This is a genomic window from Arthrobacter crystallopoietes BAB-32 (assembly GCF_000328305.2).
In the GTDB taxonomy this organism is placed as follows: Bacteria; Actinomycetota; Actinomycetes; order Actinomycetales; family Micrococcaceae; genus Crystallibacter; species Crystallibacter crystallopoietes_A.
The window spans coordinates 33,650-48,928 of the sequence record NZ_ANPE02000105.1; the positions used below are offsets into that span (position 1 = coordinate 33,650).

Below are 15,279 nucleotides of genomic sequence, written 5' to 3' on the forward strand. Positions count from 1 at the left end.
CGCCGGCGGGGGCCGGGGTGGTCTTGGTCACGGAGCGGCCGCGGTAGTTCGCCGCCCGCCGGGCGATAGTGCAAACTGGAAGGCACTATGAGTATCGCTGCCTCCGTTGCTGCCCAATCCTCCGGTTCCGCCTCCAACCTAACGGGCGTTGCCCAGTGGGCTGTGGACGTGATGGAGACGATCGGCGCTCCGGGGGCAGGCCTGGCCATCGCCTTGGAGAACCTTTTTCCGCCGCTGCCCAGCGAGGTCATCCTGCCGCTGGCAGGGTTTACTGCCAGCCGCGGCAACTTCACCCTGGTCGAGGCGCTGCTCTGGACCACGCTCGGTTCCGTATTGGGGGCCTGGTTGCTCTACGGCATCGGTGCTGCCCTCGGCCGGCGCCGTATGCTGGCCATTGCGGACAAGCTGCCGCTGGTGGACGTCGAGGACGTGGAACGGACGGAAGGCTGGTTCAACCGGCACGGCTACAGCGCGGTCTTCTTCGGCCGGATGATTCCCATCTTCCGGTCACTGATCTCGATCCCGGCCGGCATCGAACGCATGCCCATTTGGAGGTTCCTGGGGCTCACGGCGGCCGGCAGCCTGATCTGGAACACGATCTTCGTGCTCGCCGGCTTCTATCTGGGCGAGAACTGGCACATCGTCGAGCAGTACGCCGGCATCTTCCAAAAGATCGTGATTGCCGCCGTCGTTCTCTTCGCCGCGTATTGGATCACGTCCAAGGTCATCAAGCTGCGCAACCGGAAGAAGTCCTCTTCCTGAATCCGGCGCCGCCGCTGCCTACAGCCGCAGCTCGCGCATCAGGTCCGTGCCGGGCACATGGTGAATGGTGCTGAAGCCGAGCGCGGCTGCGGCAGCGATGTTTTCCGCTTTGTCGTCGATAAAAACTATTGACGAAGGCTCTGCCTCCAGCGCGGACAGCACATGCTGGAAGACTCCCGGATCCGGCTTCGTCATCCCGATGCGCGAGCTGTAGAAGCGGTGGTCGAAATACTTGGTCCAGGCCGCGCCGTCGAATTCGTCGGCCATCGCCGCGGGCATGTTGGACAAAACGGCCAGCCCGGCCGCACGCGAGACCAGCAGCTCCAGCACGTCCAGGGTGTCCAGGTTCAGGTGGGACCACTGGATGGCATCGAGGGAATCAAGCTCGGCTGCCCTGCCCGTTGAAACCCGGGAGCCCAGGACCAGGGACCAGTAGTCGACCGAGTTGAGCCGGCCCTCGTCATAGTCCCGCCGATGCAGCCAATAGCTGCTTGAAGGATGCCGCAGGTCGATTCCGGCGGCTTCCTCCATGGCCAGCCAGTCCGCGTCTTCCGGGGCCGTGGAGATCACCATGCCGTAGTCGAACAGATACCAGCTCCCGGCGGCTACCTTCTCCATGCCACCAGAGTAGACCCCCTGCTCCGGAGGCAAGGAAGTGCTCGGGTGTAAACAATGGGTGAAGTTTGCCCGCACCGCCCCTGACCAAACCCCGGCGCCCGGGCTTGGGAGCCAAAAGGTTCCACAGTTTCGGGTCGCCGTCGTCGTGCCTCCCGCTGACTGTCGGCACCGAAAGGTAGCCTGTGGGGCGTGGGAATTGAGTTCACGGCCATTGACTTCGAAACAGCAAACGGGTTCCGGGGCTCCCCATGTTCAGTCGGACTGAGCAAGGTACGCGACGGCAAAGTCGTTGAGGAAGCGTCTTGGCTGATGCGCCCGCCGGAAGGCTTCGACCATTTCGATCCGCGCAATGTGCAGATTCACGGGATCACCGCCGGGATGGTCGCGGACCAGCCCCGCTTCTGCGACGTGTTCCCCGAGATCGCCGGTTTCATCGGTGCCGACCTCCTCGTGGCGCACAACGCCGCCTTCGACCTTGGCGTCATCCGGTCGGCACTTGAGGTGTCGGAGCTGGCCGGGCCGGCCTACGACTACGCCTGCACCGTCATCCTGTCCCGCCGGAGCTACTCCCTGGTGTCCTATTCGCTGCCGTTCGTCGCCGAGGCCGCCGGCGTGCCGCTGCAGAACCACCATGACGCGGTGGAGGACGCGCGGGCCTGTGCCGGGATCATGATCGACATCGCCCGCCGGCGCGAAGCCTCCAGTGTGGCCGAGCTGATGCTCGGCCTGCAGCTGAATCCGTCCCGGCTGCAGGAGTATGTTCCGGGCCGGGACGGCCTTTCCAAGCCGACGGTGGCCGCCCGGGAGCGGCTTCAGCTGTCGGCCGCCGGCGGAGCTGCACCGCAGACGGCCTGGACCTACTGGCCGCAGGAGGGTTCCAATCCGCCGGCCAATCCCCAGGCGGACGCAGCCCATCCGCTGTACGGCCAGACCGTAGTCTTCACCGGAAACCTTGGCATCGAGCGGCAGCAGGCCAAGATCCGCGCGGCAGCGCTGGGCGCCCAGCCGGCCAGCAGCGTCACCCGCAAGACCACGGTCCTCGTGGTCGGCGATGGCTTTGTCGCCGCCGACCTCAAGCGCGGCCGGCTTACGGCGAAGGCGCAGAAGGTGCTCCAGCTGCACGGCCGCGGCCAGCAGATCGAGGTCCTCTCCGAGGGCGAGTTCCTCCAGATGCTCGGCGGCGACTGGCCCGCGGCCAGCGTCTGAACCGCCGGGGTGCCGCTGTACCCCTCAGCCGACGGTCTGGGCGAGGAACAGGCCGGCCATGCCGTTGACTTCGTCGGTTCCCTCTGCTGCGGCGAGCCATTCCGGCGGCAGGCCGGCCTCACCGTAATAGGCGCCGAGCAGGCTGCCGGCGATGCTGCCGGTACACGAGCTGTCGCCGTCGATATTAACTGCAAGGGCCAAAGCTGCGCGGAAATGCTCTTGGGGATCCGAAGCATGGCCGGCGAGGACTGCGTAAAGAGCGACGGCGAGGGCCTCGTCGGCCTCCAGCCCGGCACCGAGCTCCCCGCTGACGGCTTCCGCCGGCACCGGTCCGGCTTGGCCCAACCGTAGGGCCGCCTTGAGCCGTCCGGCCAACCCAGCTGCAGCCGGGATGGCCTCGGTGGCGGCCAGCACGGCGGTGGCCGCGTCCGCCGGGGCTGCGCCCTGGTGCACGAGTACGTGGACGAGCGAGCTGAAGGCAGCCGCACTCTGCTGGGCGGCGGGACGTCCGTGGGTCAGCGCTGCACCGTCCAAGGCGAGCCGCCTGACCATCTCGGCGGGCACGCGGGGCAGCAGGCCGAAGGGTGCGGACCGCGCGACACAGTCCGCACCGTCGGTGTCGGCATTGATTGGGCGGGCCCGGCTGCCCATTTCGCCAGTCGCCAATGCCGCCAGGCTGGCCGCGCTCGGAGACCGGCGCTCCTGCAGCAGCTGCTGGGCGTCAATCCACCGGGGCAGCGGCTGCGGGGCCGCATCGGGAAAACCGCCTTCCTGCCCGGCATACCAGCGCAGGTAGGCCAGCCACAGGCACGCCGTCTCATCGGCCGCGGTCCCGGCGTTGGCCCACTCCAGCGCTTCAAGCAGCGCGTCCACGGTGTAGAGCGCCAGCTGGGTCGTACCGGAAATCCGTGCCGTCTCCAGCTGCCCGAAGCTGCGCAGGCCCTCGGCCCCGTAGCGCAGCCGGATGCCCTCGCGGCTGCTGGCGGTCACCGGATGTCCCAGTTGGTCGCCGAGGGAGCCGCCCAACAGGCAGCCGCGCACGCGGGAGGGAAAACCAGGGTCAGGGGAGCCGGAACCGGCCGGCTGCAGCACGTCATTCACCGGACCAGTTTAGGGTGGAGTACCGTGGCCCTGCCGCACGGGAGGCATTCAGCCAATTCCCAGTCAGCGGTGAAACGCTGAAACGGTTTGTGTTCAGAATGCCGGCGTGCTGCCGGCCGGAGGAGGTAAAGAATACATGTCTGCAGAGCAGACCCAAGAGCCGGAGGCAGCGGCACCAGGAGCCGCCAGTGCTCCCCGGCTCGGAGAGGGCCACGGGCTGTCCGCCCGCATTGCAGCGGAGGCTGCCGGAGCATTCCTGTTGTTCTTCGGGGCGATGGGCATCGGAATGTTCAACCCGCAGGCGGGTTCTCTGTGCCCTTCGGTTTCGGCCTGGCAGTCGTCGCCGGCATGCTCGCCTTCGGACACATCTCGGGCGGCCACTTCAACCCCGCAATCACGCTCGGCAGCGCGCTCGCCGGACGCACCAGCTGGAAGAGCGTCCCGGCCTATGTTATCGCCCAGCTGGTCGGCACGTCCCTGGCTGCAGTTGTCCTGTGGGTGATCCTGCTCAGCCACCCCGCCGCCAGCCAGCTCTCGCAGGTCTTTACCCTGGTTGCCAACAAGTACGCCGCCGGAGAGGAGCTGGGCTTCGGGCTGGCCGGAGTGTTCCTGGCCGAAACCATCGCCACGGCCATCCTTGTGGCTGTCTACCTCGGCGCGACGTCCAGCAGGGACCGGCTGCGCAGCGCGCCGTACGCCGTCGGCCTGGCTTTCGCCGTCCTGACCGCCGTCCTGATTCCCATTTCGAATGCCGGAATGAACCCCGCCCGTTCCACTGCCGGCGTCTACTTCGCCGACCCTGCGACGCTGGGCGAGCTTTGGCTGTTCTGGGTCGCCCCGCTCCTGGGCGCGGTCATTGCCGGCCTGCTGTACCGCAGTGCTGAGATGGTGCCTGCCAGCAAGTCCGGCGGCGACGCATCGGACGGCTCAGCGGAAGCCCACGTGCAGCAGAAAACCGCTGCGGCAACGGCTGAGGATGCTGCGCCGGCTCCGGCGGCAGAAGGTCCTGGCGGCAGGACGGTCCCGACCGAGGCCCAGGGCGACCACGGTGCCGACGAAGCCCGGGACTTCTTCAACGGGAAGCCGAGCCGGAATCCGGACGAGGAGCAGTAAGGCCTTCCACCACGGTGGCGGCACGTCTTTTCGGGGCGTGCCGCCGTGGCCTGCACAAAACTGTCAGAGCCCGCCGTTAGCGTTGGGAGCATGAGGTTACTGCATACATCGGACTGGCATCTCGGACGCTCCTTCCATGGCGTCGGGATGCTCGGGGCGCAGCAGCATTTCGTTGGCCAACTGCTCGATACGGTCAGGAGCCGCGGCATCGACGTCGTGCTGATAGCCGGGGACGTGTATGACCGTGCCTTGCCCGGCGTCGATGTGGTGAACTTCTTTTCCGACACACTCTCGCGCATTCGTGCGGCCGGAGCGGCTGTGATCGTCACCAGTGGAAACCATGATTCAGCGTCGCGGCTTGGCTTCGGTTCGGACATCCTGGCCCACGGCGGCGTGCACCTGCGCACCCGCATCGACCAGTTGGCTGTACCGGTGGAACTGGACCTCGGCGGCGCAACCCTGGCCGTCTACGGCATCCCTTACCTGGAACCGCGGCTCAACTCGGAGGAACTCGAAGCTGCCGCGCCCACGCATACCGCCGTGACCCGTGCGGCATTGGACCGTGTCCGGGCAGACCTGGAGGCCAGACGGTCGAAGGGCCGCGTTCACTCCCTCGTCATGGGACACACCTTCGCGAGCGGTGGCATCACGTCGGACAGCGAGCGGGACCTGAGCATCGGAGGCGTGGGAGCCGTCCCGCTCGACTTGTTCGACGGTCTGGACTATGTGGCGCTAGGCCACCTGCACGGGCGACAGAAGCTCAGCAGCACGGTCCGGTATTCCGGCTCCCCGCTGCCGTACTCGTTCTCGGAAGCGGGACATGAGAAGGGCGGCTTCATTGTCGAATTCACCGAGGACGGACTAGGTACAGTGGAGCCGGTTAACTGGACGGCACCCCGGCGCCTAGCCGTGCTGAGGGGGACCATGGACGACCTCCTGTCCTCAGTTGAGCATTCGTGGGCTGAGGACGCATACTGCCAAATCACGCTGACGGACAACGACCGTCCGGCCAAGGCCATGGAACGCCTCCGGGGACGGTTCCCCGAGACCCTGGTCCTCGCCTTCGAACCTGAATCGGTGCCGGCCAAGGCCGCAATGACCTACAGCCGGCGGATTGCCGAAGCCCGGGACGATCTTGAACTGTGCTGCGGCTTCCTGGAGCATGTGCGGTCCAGGGAGCCAGACCCAGCGGAACGCGCGCTTGTTGCTGACATGCTGGCCAGGGCCGCAACAGCGGAGGTCTCGGCATGAGGATCCATCGGTTGGAGATCCAGGCCTTCGGCCCCTTTGCCGGACGTGAGGTTATCGACTTCGATGAGCTCAGCAGCCAAGGGCTGTTCCTGCTGAACGGTCCAACCGGCGCCGGCAAGACCAGCATCCTGGACGCCGTCTGCTTTGCCCTGTACGGTTCGGTGCCTGGCGCCCGGCAGCAGGGCAAGCGGTTGCGCAGCGACCATGCTCTACCAGACGCCGTCCCTGAAGTTGTTTGCGAGTTCAGCGCCAGGGGACGCCGGCTGGAGGTCACCCGCAGCCCGCAATGGGACCGCCCCTCGGCCAGGTCGAAGAAGGGCTCTGTCCCGGAGAAGGCCCTGACGCTGCTGCGGGAAAAAGTAGACGGCACATGGGTGGCCAAGACGTGGCGAAATGATGAAGCCGGCTCCGAACTGCTGGCACTGCTGGGCATGAGCCTGGACCAGTTCACCAAGGTCGTGCTGCTGCCACAAGGAGACTTTGCCGCCTTCCTGCGGGCCGACGCCAAGGAGCGCCGCCCGCTGCTGCAACGGCTGTTCAACACCGATCGTTTCGAAACCGTCGAACAGCTGATGGCCGAAGAGGCCCAGAAAGCCCGCAACAGCTTCGACGCGGCGGCGGCGGGAGTTGCCCAACTCCGTGATCGTGCCTTGGACGAGGCCCGCCGGTATTTGGCCGAAGAACAGTTGCCTGCCGAATCCTTGCCGGTGGAGGAGGTCATTCCTGCCCTCGAGGGAGCATTGGCGGATGCCGTTGCCAGCGCGTCGTCGTCTGTGGAATCCCAGCGGCAGCAGCTCCTGGCCCGGAACGAAACCATCGCAGCGCAGGAACAGTCCCTGGCAGACGCCCGACAGCTGCAAGCCATGGAGAAGCTCGCGGCCGAGCACGAGGCTGCGGCACCGGCGTACGCCGAATGGACCGCAACCCTCCAAGCGCACCGTGCGGCCGAGCTGCTGGCGGCGCCGTTGCGCCACCGCGATCAGGCCGCCAAAGCGGTTGAGCAAGCAGACAAGGGCTTCCTGGAGAGCGCCGACGCCGCCCAGGCGCATCGGCTGTACCCGCGGTTTGCGGCTGATCGTCCGGCGCCGGACAACTCCGGCAAGGAACTCCTCGAGGGCATTTCCCGGCAACTGTCGAACGAGCTGGGCCGGTCTCGTGCCATGTTGCCTGAAGCCGAAGGGCTGGCAGCGGCCAAGGCGGAACAGCGACGCCAAGAGCAGCGCGTTGGCGCCCTGCGGCAGCAGGCGGAAGCCGCCTCCAACCGGAAGCGGGAGGCGGAGGAACACGGAGGCCTGCTCCGCCAGCAACTCGAGTCTTTGGGGCGGGAGCCGCTGGACCCTGCTTTGCTGTCGGAAAAACTTGACCAGGCCAGGCAAGTCCGGGATGCCGTAATCCACTACGGAAATTGCCTTCGCCGCACTGAGGAAGCCAGGGAACTGCGGGACCGGGTCAATGCCGAGCAACTCGAGTTGAAGCAGCGCTGGCTGCAATTGCTGGAACGCCGGCTCGAGCAGGCCGCGGCGGAGCTGGCTGACACGCTGACACAAGGCGGTCCATGTCCGGTCTGCGGCGGCATTGAACACCCGCAGCCGGCCGTGGCGGACCACGGAGGGCTGGTCACTCGCGAAGTCGAGAACGAAGCTCGCCGCCGCCATGCCGAGGCCGAGGCTCGCTACGCGGAGGCACAGCAGTCGTGCTCTGCCTTGGAACAGGAGCTCGCAGGACTTGCCTCCCGCGGCGGCACGACGGATCCGTCGGAAGCCCAAGGGGATGTCCGTGCTGCACAGGACAGCCTGGATGCGGCCCTCGCTGCCCGCCGCCGCCTGGAAAGGCTGCAGGAACAAGTGCAGTCGAACGCTGAACAGGTCCAGTCGCTGCAGCGGCAGCTTTCCCAAGTGGTTGTCGAGCAGGCCTCGGCGGAATCGGAACTTCAGTTCGCTCGGGCCCGAATTGTCGAACTTGAGCATAGATTGGCTGAAGTCTTGCCTGAGGGTGAGCGTCTTGAGGAGTGGATTGCGGGTCTGGAGCAGCTGGAGCGGCTGGTGGGTACCTGCTCCAAGCTGCTTGTCCAGCGGGAGCATGCGGCCCGGGCATTGGACAGCACCGAGGATGAAGTTGCGGCTGCCGTAGAAGCGTCGGAATTCGACACCGAGGACGACGCACGCGTTTCGCTCCTGGCGGGACCGGAACTGGACGATCTGAGGCGACGCCGGGATGCCTACGAGGAGGCAGGCCAGCGTCTTCGCCTGCTGTGCGAATCCTCTGCTGTCCTACGGGCACAGGACGCTGTGCGCAGCGGGTCGGGCCTGCCTGAACCGGCTCAAGTAGAAGAGGCCCGTGCCGAGGTGCGCAGGTTGGAGGACGATCTGCGCCGGATTTCTGTCCGGCACGGCATGCTTCAGGCCGCGCAGGAGCAGCTGGGGGGCTACCGGACGCGGCTCCAGGAACAGCTCGTGCGGTTGCGGCCCGCGGCCGAACGGTTCGAACTGGTCCAGTCAGTGGCAGATAGTGTCCGGGGGCTGGGCGATAACGACCGCAAGATGACTTTGGCGACGTACGTCTTGGCGGCCAGGCTAGAGCAGATTGCTGCGGCAGCCTCAGAGCGGCTGAATGCGATGACTGACGGCCGGTACACCCTCCTGCACGATGATTCGAAGTCTGGCAACAAAAAGTCCGGCCTCGGCCTTCATGTTAGTGATGAATGGACCGGATTGCGTCGGGACACCTCCACGCTGTCAGGCGGCGAATCCTTCATGGCTTCGCTGTCCTTGGCCCTGGGCCTTGCCGACGTCGTGCAAGCTGAATCCGGCGGCGTGGACATCGAGACCCTCTTCGTCGACGAAGGTTTCGGCAGCTTGGACGAGCAGTCCCTCGAACAGGTCATGGATGCCCTCGAAGGCCTGCGCGACGGCGGCCGGGTGGTAGGCCTGGTCAGCCATGTTGCCGAGATGAAGCAGCGGATCGGCGCCCAGTTGCAGGTTGCAAAGGGTCGACAAGGTTCAAGTGTGCGCACGGTCGTAGCAGCCGTGGAATGAGGTCCGGCAGCAGCCGCCGGAACGGGGTGCCGCCGGAGGTATGATGGTTCGCGTATCCGGGTTCTGCGTATCGGGAGGTAGGGACGATGCGCAGCACAAACCTACGGAAAATCAATGAACGAACATTTCGAGCCTGGCATCCCTGCCCAAACTGACGCCGGTGATCGGCCGTCCGGCACAGCAGAAGCGGACGCCCGCGGTGGCAACCCAAGGAAAACCTGGGGCCGCTACGCGCGCCTCGCTGAACTGGCGGGCCTGTCCTTCCTGGCGATCGGATTTCCCGCCCGGCTGCCCTTGGCGATGTTGACGATCGGCGCATTAACCATGGTGACTGCGAGCACCGGATCGTACGCGCTCGGCGGTTTCGCTGCCGGCGCCGTAGGCCTTGGTTCGGCACTCGGCGCGCCGCTTCTGGGCTACTTGGCCGACCGAAACGGCCAGCGGCCCGTGCTGCTGCTGTCGGCGGCGGTGCATACAATCGCCGTCGCACTCTTGCTGCTGGCCGTCTACGCGAGCCCGGCAGATGCCGGAATGCCCGCCGTTCTCGCAGCTTCGCTGGCTGTGGGCGCCTCCTGTCCACAGGTAAGCCCCATGGCCCGGGTGCGCTGGATGGCACTGGCCCGCCACGACAAACGGGCGCTGGATACGGCCCTGTCCTACGAGAGCACAGCGGACGAACTGACCTTCGTGCTGGGCCCGGCACTGGTCGGCCTCCTTGCAGCCACCGTTGCCCCATGGCTGCCATTCGCGCTTGTTGTGCTCCTGACGGTCACGCTTGTTCCGGCCTTTGCGCTCCATCGAACTGTGTTCACCGTGGCGCCGATCGGCAGGAAGATGGAGCGCCGGCATCCGGCGGCTGTCGCAGCGGCGCGCAGCCGGCCGCCAGTCAACTGGCTCTATACTTCGGTCCCCGTGCTGGGCATGGTCGCCATGGGGATGTTCTTCGGGTCCACCCAGAACGCGCTGAGTGCCTTCGGGGGAACCTTCGGCGCCGCGGATTCCGCAGGACTGCTGTACGCATTGCTGGGCCTGACATCGGCGTTCGGCGCCCTGTCCGTTGCCTATTGGCCCGCCCGCTGGAATCATGCAGCGCGTTGGATCGTCTGCGGCGGGACCATGGCTGTCTTCACGGCGTTGTTGCAGTTGCCGACAGAAGTCGCGCCCATGATCCTGATCCTGCTCCTGGTGGGACTGCCGGTCGGCCCCACAATGGTCACGATTTTCAGCATCGGTACCGTAGTTGCGCCAAAGAACCGGCTCGGCACAGTAATGACCTTGCTGGCCAGCGGAGTGGTGCTCGGGAGCGCGCTCGGCTCTGCCGCTGCCGGAGCGGTGGCGGAATCGGCCGGGTACTCCGCCGCGTTCATCGTTTCCCTAGGTGCGGCGGCCGCGCTCTTCGTCCTCGGCTTCCTGGCGGCTGTCGTCCGTCGCAAGGCAACCGCCGTCGACCAGCCTTAGGTCAACGCAATTCCGCTTCAATCGCGGCGGCGGCGCGCTGCAGTGCGGCTGCAATGACCTCGGTTGATGTGTCCGTGCGAATATAGACCACCGCAACGGCGGCGGGTAGCTGTCCGGGCACATTGACGGGTACGGCGACAGAAGAGACCCCGGGGATGACTTCGTCGTGGCTCACAGCGAAGCCCATCTGCCTGGCCAGTTCCGCTTCCGGCCGGAACGGCTGGCCAGTTGACCGCTTCTCCCATTCCTCGCGCCCGATTGCAGACTGGATGGCGATCCCGGGGGCGCCTGTCGAAAACGAATGCCGGGTCCCCGGGCGCTGCACAAGCGCGGCCGCTGTGTGGCGTGGCTCCACGGTGACGAGGGTGACGGAATCGTGCTGGTCCCATACTGCTATGAACGCGGTCATCGCCAGGCCATTCGCCAGTGCAGTCAGCTCCGGCAACGCGGCGGACTGCAGGTCCCTTGACACGCCTCGAGCCAACGCTGCGAGTCCCGGGCCTGCCTGCACCCGCCCCGAGGAATCGCGCATCAGCAGGGAATGGTCCTCAAGGGTGCGCAGAATCCGATAGGCGATCGACCGGTGCACCCCGAGCGCTTCCGACAGTTCAGCGATGGTCATCGGCGCCTGCGCCTCGGCAAGGATCTCCAATGCGCGGATGCCCCGCGAGAGAGTCTGCGAATGCGCCGGACCCTTGGGCGTGGCAGGCGCTGTCTCCTTGACCGACAGGTCCGCAGGGGGCATGCGCTGGCTCATTGGTTCATCCTTCGATCGCTGTTGAGGGACAGGCACAGCAGGCTGTTCCTGTGCTCACACGAATCATTGTTCTATATCAGTACGTGATGTTCAACTATAGAACATTCTGAGTCGCGCGGACCGGGCGCAAATTCCGAAGCGCCACTGCCAGGGGGCGAGCGACGGTCATGGCATCGTGTGCATCTGGACCGCTCCTTCCTCTGCGCCGAAGCGCTCCCCTATCACTGCCACCTCCTCAAAGCTATCGTTCTTGCGCCTGCTGCCGGTTCGCCTGCGTGTGGGCACCCCTCGCCACACCCGTCTGTAGGCCGGCAGGCACGAAGGCCGCCGTTGCAGGATCGTTAGCGAAGAGGCTGTGATGGTTGTCACCGTCGTGTAATATGGCTTCAGTCACATTACCGACCGTTCTGTCGGTAATCTTCGATGGGAGGATCGGAGTCTTCATGTCAACGTCAGAAGAACTGGCAGGCAACCTGAACGCCTCTACGCGGAAAGAGGAGCGCAAGGTTCTTGCCGGAACGCTGGTCGGCACCACCATTGAGTGGTACGACTTCTTTATCTATGCGCAGGCTGCCGGCATGGTCCTGGCTTCCCTGTACTTCGCCCCGCTCGGCACCGAGAATGCCGGACTGGCACAGATTATCTCGTGGGCCTCGTTGGGTATCAGCTTCCTGTTCCGCCCTTTGGGGGCGATTGTCGCCGGCCATCTGGGCGACCGGCTCGGCCGCAAACTCATGCTTGTCTTCACCCTCATCCTGATGGGTGTCGCCACCGCCCTGATCGGCGTGCTGCCGACCTACGCCCAGATCGGCATCTGGGCGCCGATCCTGCTGGTGCTGCTCCGCATCCTGCAGGGCTTCTCCGCCGGCGGCGAATGGGGCGGCGCTGCCCTGATGTCGGTTGAACACGCCCCGCGGGACAAGCGAGGGTTCTTTGGCGCCTACCCGCAGATCGGCGTGCCGTGCGGCATGATCCTGGCCACCGGCGTGATGTGGCTGCTGACCACTGTCATGAGCGAAGAAGCCTTCCTAACCTGGGGCTGGCGCATCCCGTTCCTGTTCTCCATTGTGCTGATTGTGGTCGGCTACATGATCCGCCGCGCGGTGGATGAGAGCCCGGTCTTCAAGGAAATGCAGGAGCGCAAGAAGGAATCGGCTGCCCCGCTCGGCCTGCTGTTCAAGCACAACTGGAAGGAAGTCATCCTTACCGCCCTGATCTTCATTGCGAACAACGCGGCCGGCTACCTCCTGATCGCCTTCTTCGCCTCGTACGCGACCAAGGCGCCGGCCGACGGCGGCCTCGGCATGGACCGTTCCGCGGTGCTGCTGGCCAGTACGCTCGCGGCCTTCGGCTGGCTCGTCTTCACCATGTACGGCGGCATCCTATCGGACAAGATCGGACGCATCCGCACCTTCCAGATCGGCTACGTTTGGGTGCTGCTCTGGTCGGTTCCGATGTTCCTGCTGATCGACACCGCCAGCATCATCTGGTTTACGGTGGCTGCCTTCGTCCTGACGATCGGCCTTGGCCTCTCGTACGGTCCGCAGTCGGCCCTGTACGCCGAAATGTTCCCGGCCAACGTCCGCTACTCGGGTGTCTCGATCGGCTACGCCATCGGCGCCATCCTCGGCGGTGCCTTCGCGCCGATGATCGCTGAATTGCTGCTCGGCCGGACCGGAACGACGATCTCCATCGGCATCTACATTGCGGTGCTCTCCGTTATCTCCCTTGTGGCCGTCTCCGTAGTCAAGGAAACCAGGGGCTCCAACCTTCGGGTTGAGGAGGCGCACCAGGAGTACCTGCGCAGCCATCCCGAGGCGCGCTGACGGGGTACCAGACACAGCAAGTTCAGCAATAGGCAGCCGGGCTGCTGCGGATTCTCCTCCGCGGCAGCCCGGCTGCTGCCGTTCCCGGAAAGAAGCACGACGGCGAGGGGCGCCGGCTGTGCCAGTTGCAGCAGATGGGGCGCGGGGGGAGGGGCTGGGTGACACGCCCAGTGGGAAGATTGGCGGCGGCAACCCGAGCCGACGGCCGAGGCGGGTGCGTTTTGAGTGCTGCGAATGAAGGTGCCACTGCAGTCAAGCACATCGCATGGGTAGTTCTCCCCATCGCCCCTGTGCGGCCGTAAAGCTAGGCTGGATCCGACGGCCGCGCTTGGGAAGAAGCCGGCCGGTTCGCCCGGGTCTGAACGAGAGCCCGGAAGCGGAAAAGCCGGCGCTGCACAGCCCCCCAACCTCTGCAGCCCCGGCTTTTCTGTTTAACCGTCACAGGCGGGCCAATTGGAACGGCCCGCCTGTCCGGCGCTCGATACGGATGTGACCCGTTAGTCTTCGAAGCCGCCGTGGCCGATCCCGGCATACAGCTCCGGCCGGCTGGACTTCAAGTGCAGTCCCCAGCCCACGCCGGCAAGGCCCGGCAGCACCACAATCGCCGGCAGCAGCCACGACAGTGTGGAAAGGCCATCGGAGCCGATCAGGACATTGAAATTGACCACGATCAGGATGAACACGGCACCCAGGCTGGCAACAGCCAGGGCAGGCGCCACGAGCTTGGTCCAGGCTGAGTAGCCTTCACCGTGCTTCCGGAAGTAGCCGATCACCGCGGCCGAGATCAGCACCAGCAGCAGGACCAGCCCGAAGGCGCCGGTGTTCGTCAGCCAGGTGAAGAAGGTCAGGACCGGATAGAGCGGCCCCAGTTCCGAGCCGGTGCCCGCAATGGCGAAGACCACCAGCAGCAGCAGGGCCAGGCCGGATTGGACCAGCGAGCCGGCGACGGGGGCATGGCTGCGGGGGCTGACGTAGGCGAGCTGCCGGGGAATGACCCCCTCGCGTCCGAGCGAGAAGACGTAGCGCGCGACGGCGTTGTGGAAGGCGATCAGGGCCGCGAGCAGGCTGGTGATGAACAGGACCTGGGTGATGTCGGCGATGACCGTCCCGGCGTGCTCGGTCAGGAAGACGAACAGCAGGTCCGGGCCGAACTCCTGCGAGCGTGCAACAACCTGGCCGGGGCCGGTGGCGATCGTCGTGGCCCACGCCGAGAAGGCGTAGAAGAGCGAAATCACGGCGACCGCAATGTAAGTGGCCCGGGCGATGGAGCGCTTGGGGTCTTTGGCTTCCTCGCTGTAGATCGCGGCGGACTCGAACCCCATGAAGCCCGCGATGCTGAAGGCCAAAGCGGCGCCGACACCCGCCGTGAAAAGGTTCGACGGCGCCATGCCCGCGCCGGAGACGCCTTCCGGCTGGACTGCGAGTGCCACGATGTCGAAGACGATGACGGCCAGGAATTCCAAGCCGACCAGCACGGCGATGACCTTCACGGACAGGTCCACCTTGTTGACTCCGAGCCAGCCCACAATCGCGAAGCCGGCCAGAGCCGTCGCCCACCAGGGGATTTCGCTGCCGATCTTGCTCCCGATGAAGGACGCCGATGCGAAGCCAAAAAGGCCGTAGATGCCGATCTGCATGGCGTTGTAGGCGACGAGGGCCACCCACGCGGCTCCGACACCGGCGGCCCTTCCGAGGCCCTGGGCGATGTAGGCATAGAAGGCGCCGGCGTTGCGGATATGGGCGCTCATGGCCGAGTAGCCGACGGCGAAGAGAGCCAGGCAGGCGCCGAGGACGATAAAGGAGAGCGGGATCCCCACCACCCCGGTGACCGCGAAGTTGCTCGGCGTGCCGCCGGCGATCACGGTCAGCGGCGCAGAGGCCGCAATGATCATGAAGACCAGGGCGGGCACGCCGAGGGTGCGCTTGCTGAGGCCCTGCGCGGCTGCAGGTTGCCCCTGCTGCAAAGTGCGTTGCTGTGACATTAAAACCTCCAACGGGAGAATAAAGATGCACCGATTGTGGCAGATGTCACCTCCGCAGCAATTGCCAATAGGAGCACGGGACTTGTCTTCCCGTGCATACCTGCGGTGGGGAGGCTGGAGCCGGACAAAAAAGTGCGTACGACGGCGGTCCCGCACCTTTCGGGCGAAAG

General features: G+C 65.8%; 11 protein-coding genes. 7 read left to right on the forward strand and 4 right to left on the reverse strand.

Going from position 1 to position 15,279, the window contains the following annotated elements:
- Nucleotides 1-87 precede the first annotated feature (87 nt).
- Nucleotides 88-762, forward strand: a complete 675-nt coding sequence (locus D477_RS08170) for a DedA family protein (protein WP_005268554.1) — start codon at nt 88-90, stop codon at nt 760-762.
- A gap of 18 nt (nt 763-780) precedes the next feature.
- On the opposite strand, the gene D477_RS08175 is transcribed toward D477_RS08170, so the two are convergent.
- Nucleotides 781-1,380: an HAD family hydrolase gene (locus D477_RS08175; protein WP_005268555.1), complete on the reverse strand. Its 600-nt coding sequence runs from the start codon at nt 1,378-1,380 to the stop codon at nt 781-783.
- Between the two features lie 189 nt (nt 1,381-1,569).
- Here D477_RS08175 and D477_RS08180 point away from each other — a divergent pair, with 189 nt between their 5' ends.
- Nucleotides 1,570-2,586 (forward strand): DNA polymerase III subunit epsilon, encoded by a 1,017-nt coding sequence (locus D477_RS08180; protein WP_005268556.1) that lies wholly within the window; start codon nt 1,570-1,572, stop codon nt 2,584-2,586.
- A gap of 24 nt (nt 2,587-2,610) precedes the next feature.
- On the opposite strand, the gene D477_RS08185 is transcribed toward D477_RS08180, so the two are convergent.
- Nucleotides 2,611-3,687 (reverse strand): ADP-ribosylglycohydrolase family protein, encoded by a 1,077-nt coding sequence (locus D477_RS08185; RefSeq protein ID WP_005268557.1) that lies wholly within the window; start codon nt 3,685-3,687, stop codon nt 2,611-2,613.
- A 312-nt stretch (nt 3,688-3,999) separates the two neighbouring features.
- Here D477_RS08185 and D477_RS08190 point away from each other — a divergent pair, with 312 nt between their 5' ends.
- The 4 genes from D477_RS08190 to D477_RS08205 all read left to right on the forward strand — a co-directional run bounded on the left by D477_RS08190 (nt 4,000) and on the right by D477_RS08205 (nt 10,544).
- Nucleotides 4,000-4,800: an MIP/aquaporin family protein gene (locus tag D477_RS08190; RefSeq protein ID WP_005268558.1), complete on the forward strand. Its 801-nt coding sequence runs from the start codon at nt 4,000-4,002 to the stop codon at nt 4,798-4,800.
- A 90-nt stretch (nt 4,801-4,890) separates the two neighbouring features.
- Nucleotides 4,891-6,051: an exonuclease SbcCD subunit D gene (locus tag D477_RS08195; protein WP_043846164.1), complete on the forward strand. Its 1,161-nt coding sequence runs from the start codon at nt 4,891-4,893 to the stop codon at nt 6,049-6,051.
- Nucleotides 6,048-9,086 carry an AAA family ATPase gene (locus D477_RS08200; protein WP_043846166.1) on the forward strand — a complete coding sequence of 1,013 codons (3,039 nt, stop codon included), beginning with the start codon at nt 6,048-6,050 and terminating at the stop codon, nt 9,084-9,086. Before D477_RS08195 ends, D477_RS08200 begins: the two co-directional genes overlap by 4 nt.
- A gap of 114 nt (nt 9,087-9,200) precedes the next feature.
- Complete coding sequence (locus D477_RS08205) at nt 9,201-10,544, forward strand: MFS transporter (protein WP_005268561.1); 1,344 nt, start codon at nt 9,201-9,203, stop codon at nt 10,542-10,544.
- Nucleotide 10,545: 1 nt separating this feature from the next.
- On the opposite strand, the gene D477_RS08210 is transcribed toward D477_RS08205, so the two are convergent.
- On the reverse strand, nt 10,546-11,301 hold the full coding sequence (locus D477_RS08210; protein WP_005268562.1) for an IclR family transcriptional regulator: 756 nt from the start codon (nt 11,299-11,301) through the stop codon (nt 10,546-10,548).
- A gap of 443 nt (nt 11,302-11,744) precedes the next feature.
- On the opposite strand from D477_RS08210, the gene D477_RS08215 reads away from it, so the two are divergent.
- Nucleotides 11,745-13,127: an MFS transporter gene (locus D477_RS08215; protein WP_005268563.1), complete on the forward strand. Its 1,383-nt coding sequence runs from the start codon at nt 11,745-11,747 to the stop codon at nt 13,125-13,127.
- A 497-nt stretch (nt 13,128-13,624) separates the two neighbouring features.
- On the opposite strand, the gene D477_RS08220 is transcribed toward D477_RS08215, so the two are convergent.
- A complete protein-coding gene (locus D477_RS08220; RefSeq protein ID WP_005268564.1) occupies nt 13,625-15,109 on the reverse strand; it encodes an APC family permease in 1,485 nt (494 codons plus the stop codon).
- Nucleotides 15,110-15,279: the final 170 nt, after the last annotated feature.

Coding starts and splice junctions, on each gene's coding strand:
- D477_RS08170 (WP_005268554.1), top strand. CDS start 88: ATGAGTATCGCTGCCTCCGTTGCTGCCCAATCCTCCGGTTCCGCCTCC.
- D477_RS08175 (WP_005268555.1), bottom strand. CDS start 1,380: ATGGAGAAGGTAGCCGCCGGGAGCTGGTATCTGTTCGACTACGGCATG.
- D477_RS08195 (WP_043846164.1), top strand. CDS start 4,891: ATGAGGTTACTGCATACATCGGACTGGCATCTCGGACGCTCCTTCCAT.
- D477_RS08200 (WP_043846166.1), top strand. CDS start 6,048: ATGAGGATCCATCGGTTGGAGATCCAGGCCTTCGGCCCCTTTGCCGGA.
- D477_RS08205 (WP_005268561.1), top strand. CDS start 9,201: ATGAACGAACATTTCGAGCCTGGCATCCCTGCCCAAACTGACGCCGGT.
- D477_RS08210 (WP_005268562.1), bottom strand. CDS start 11,301: ATGAGCCAGCGCATGCCCCCTGCGGACCTGTCGGTCAAGGAGACAGCG.
- D477_RS08215 (WP_005268563.1), top strand. CDS start 11,745: ATGTCAACGTCAGAAGAACTGGCAGGCAACCTGAACGCCTCTACGCGG.
- D477_RS08220 (WP_005268564.1), bottom strand. CDS start 15,109: ATGTCACAGCAACGCACTTTGCAGCAGGGGCAACCTGCAGCCGCGCAG.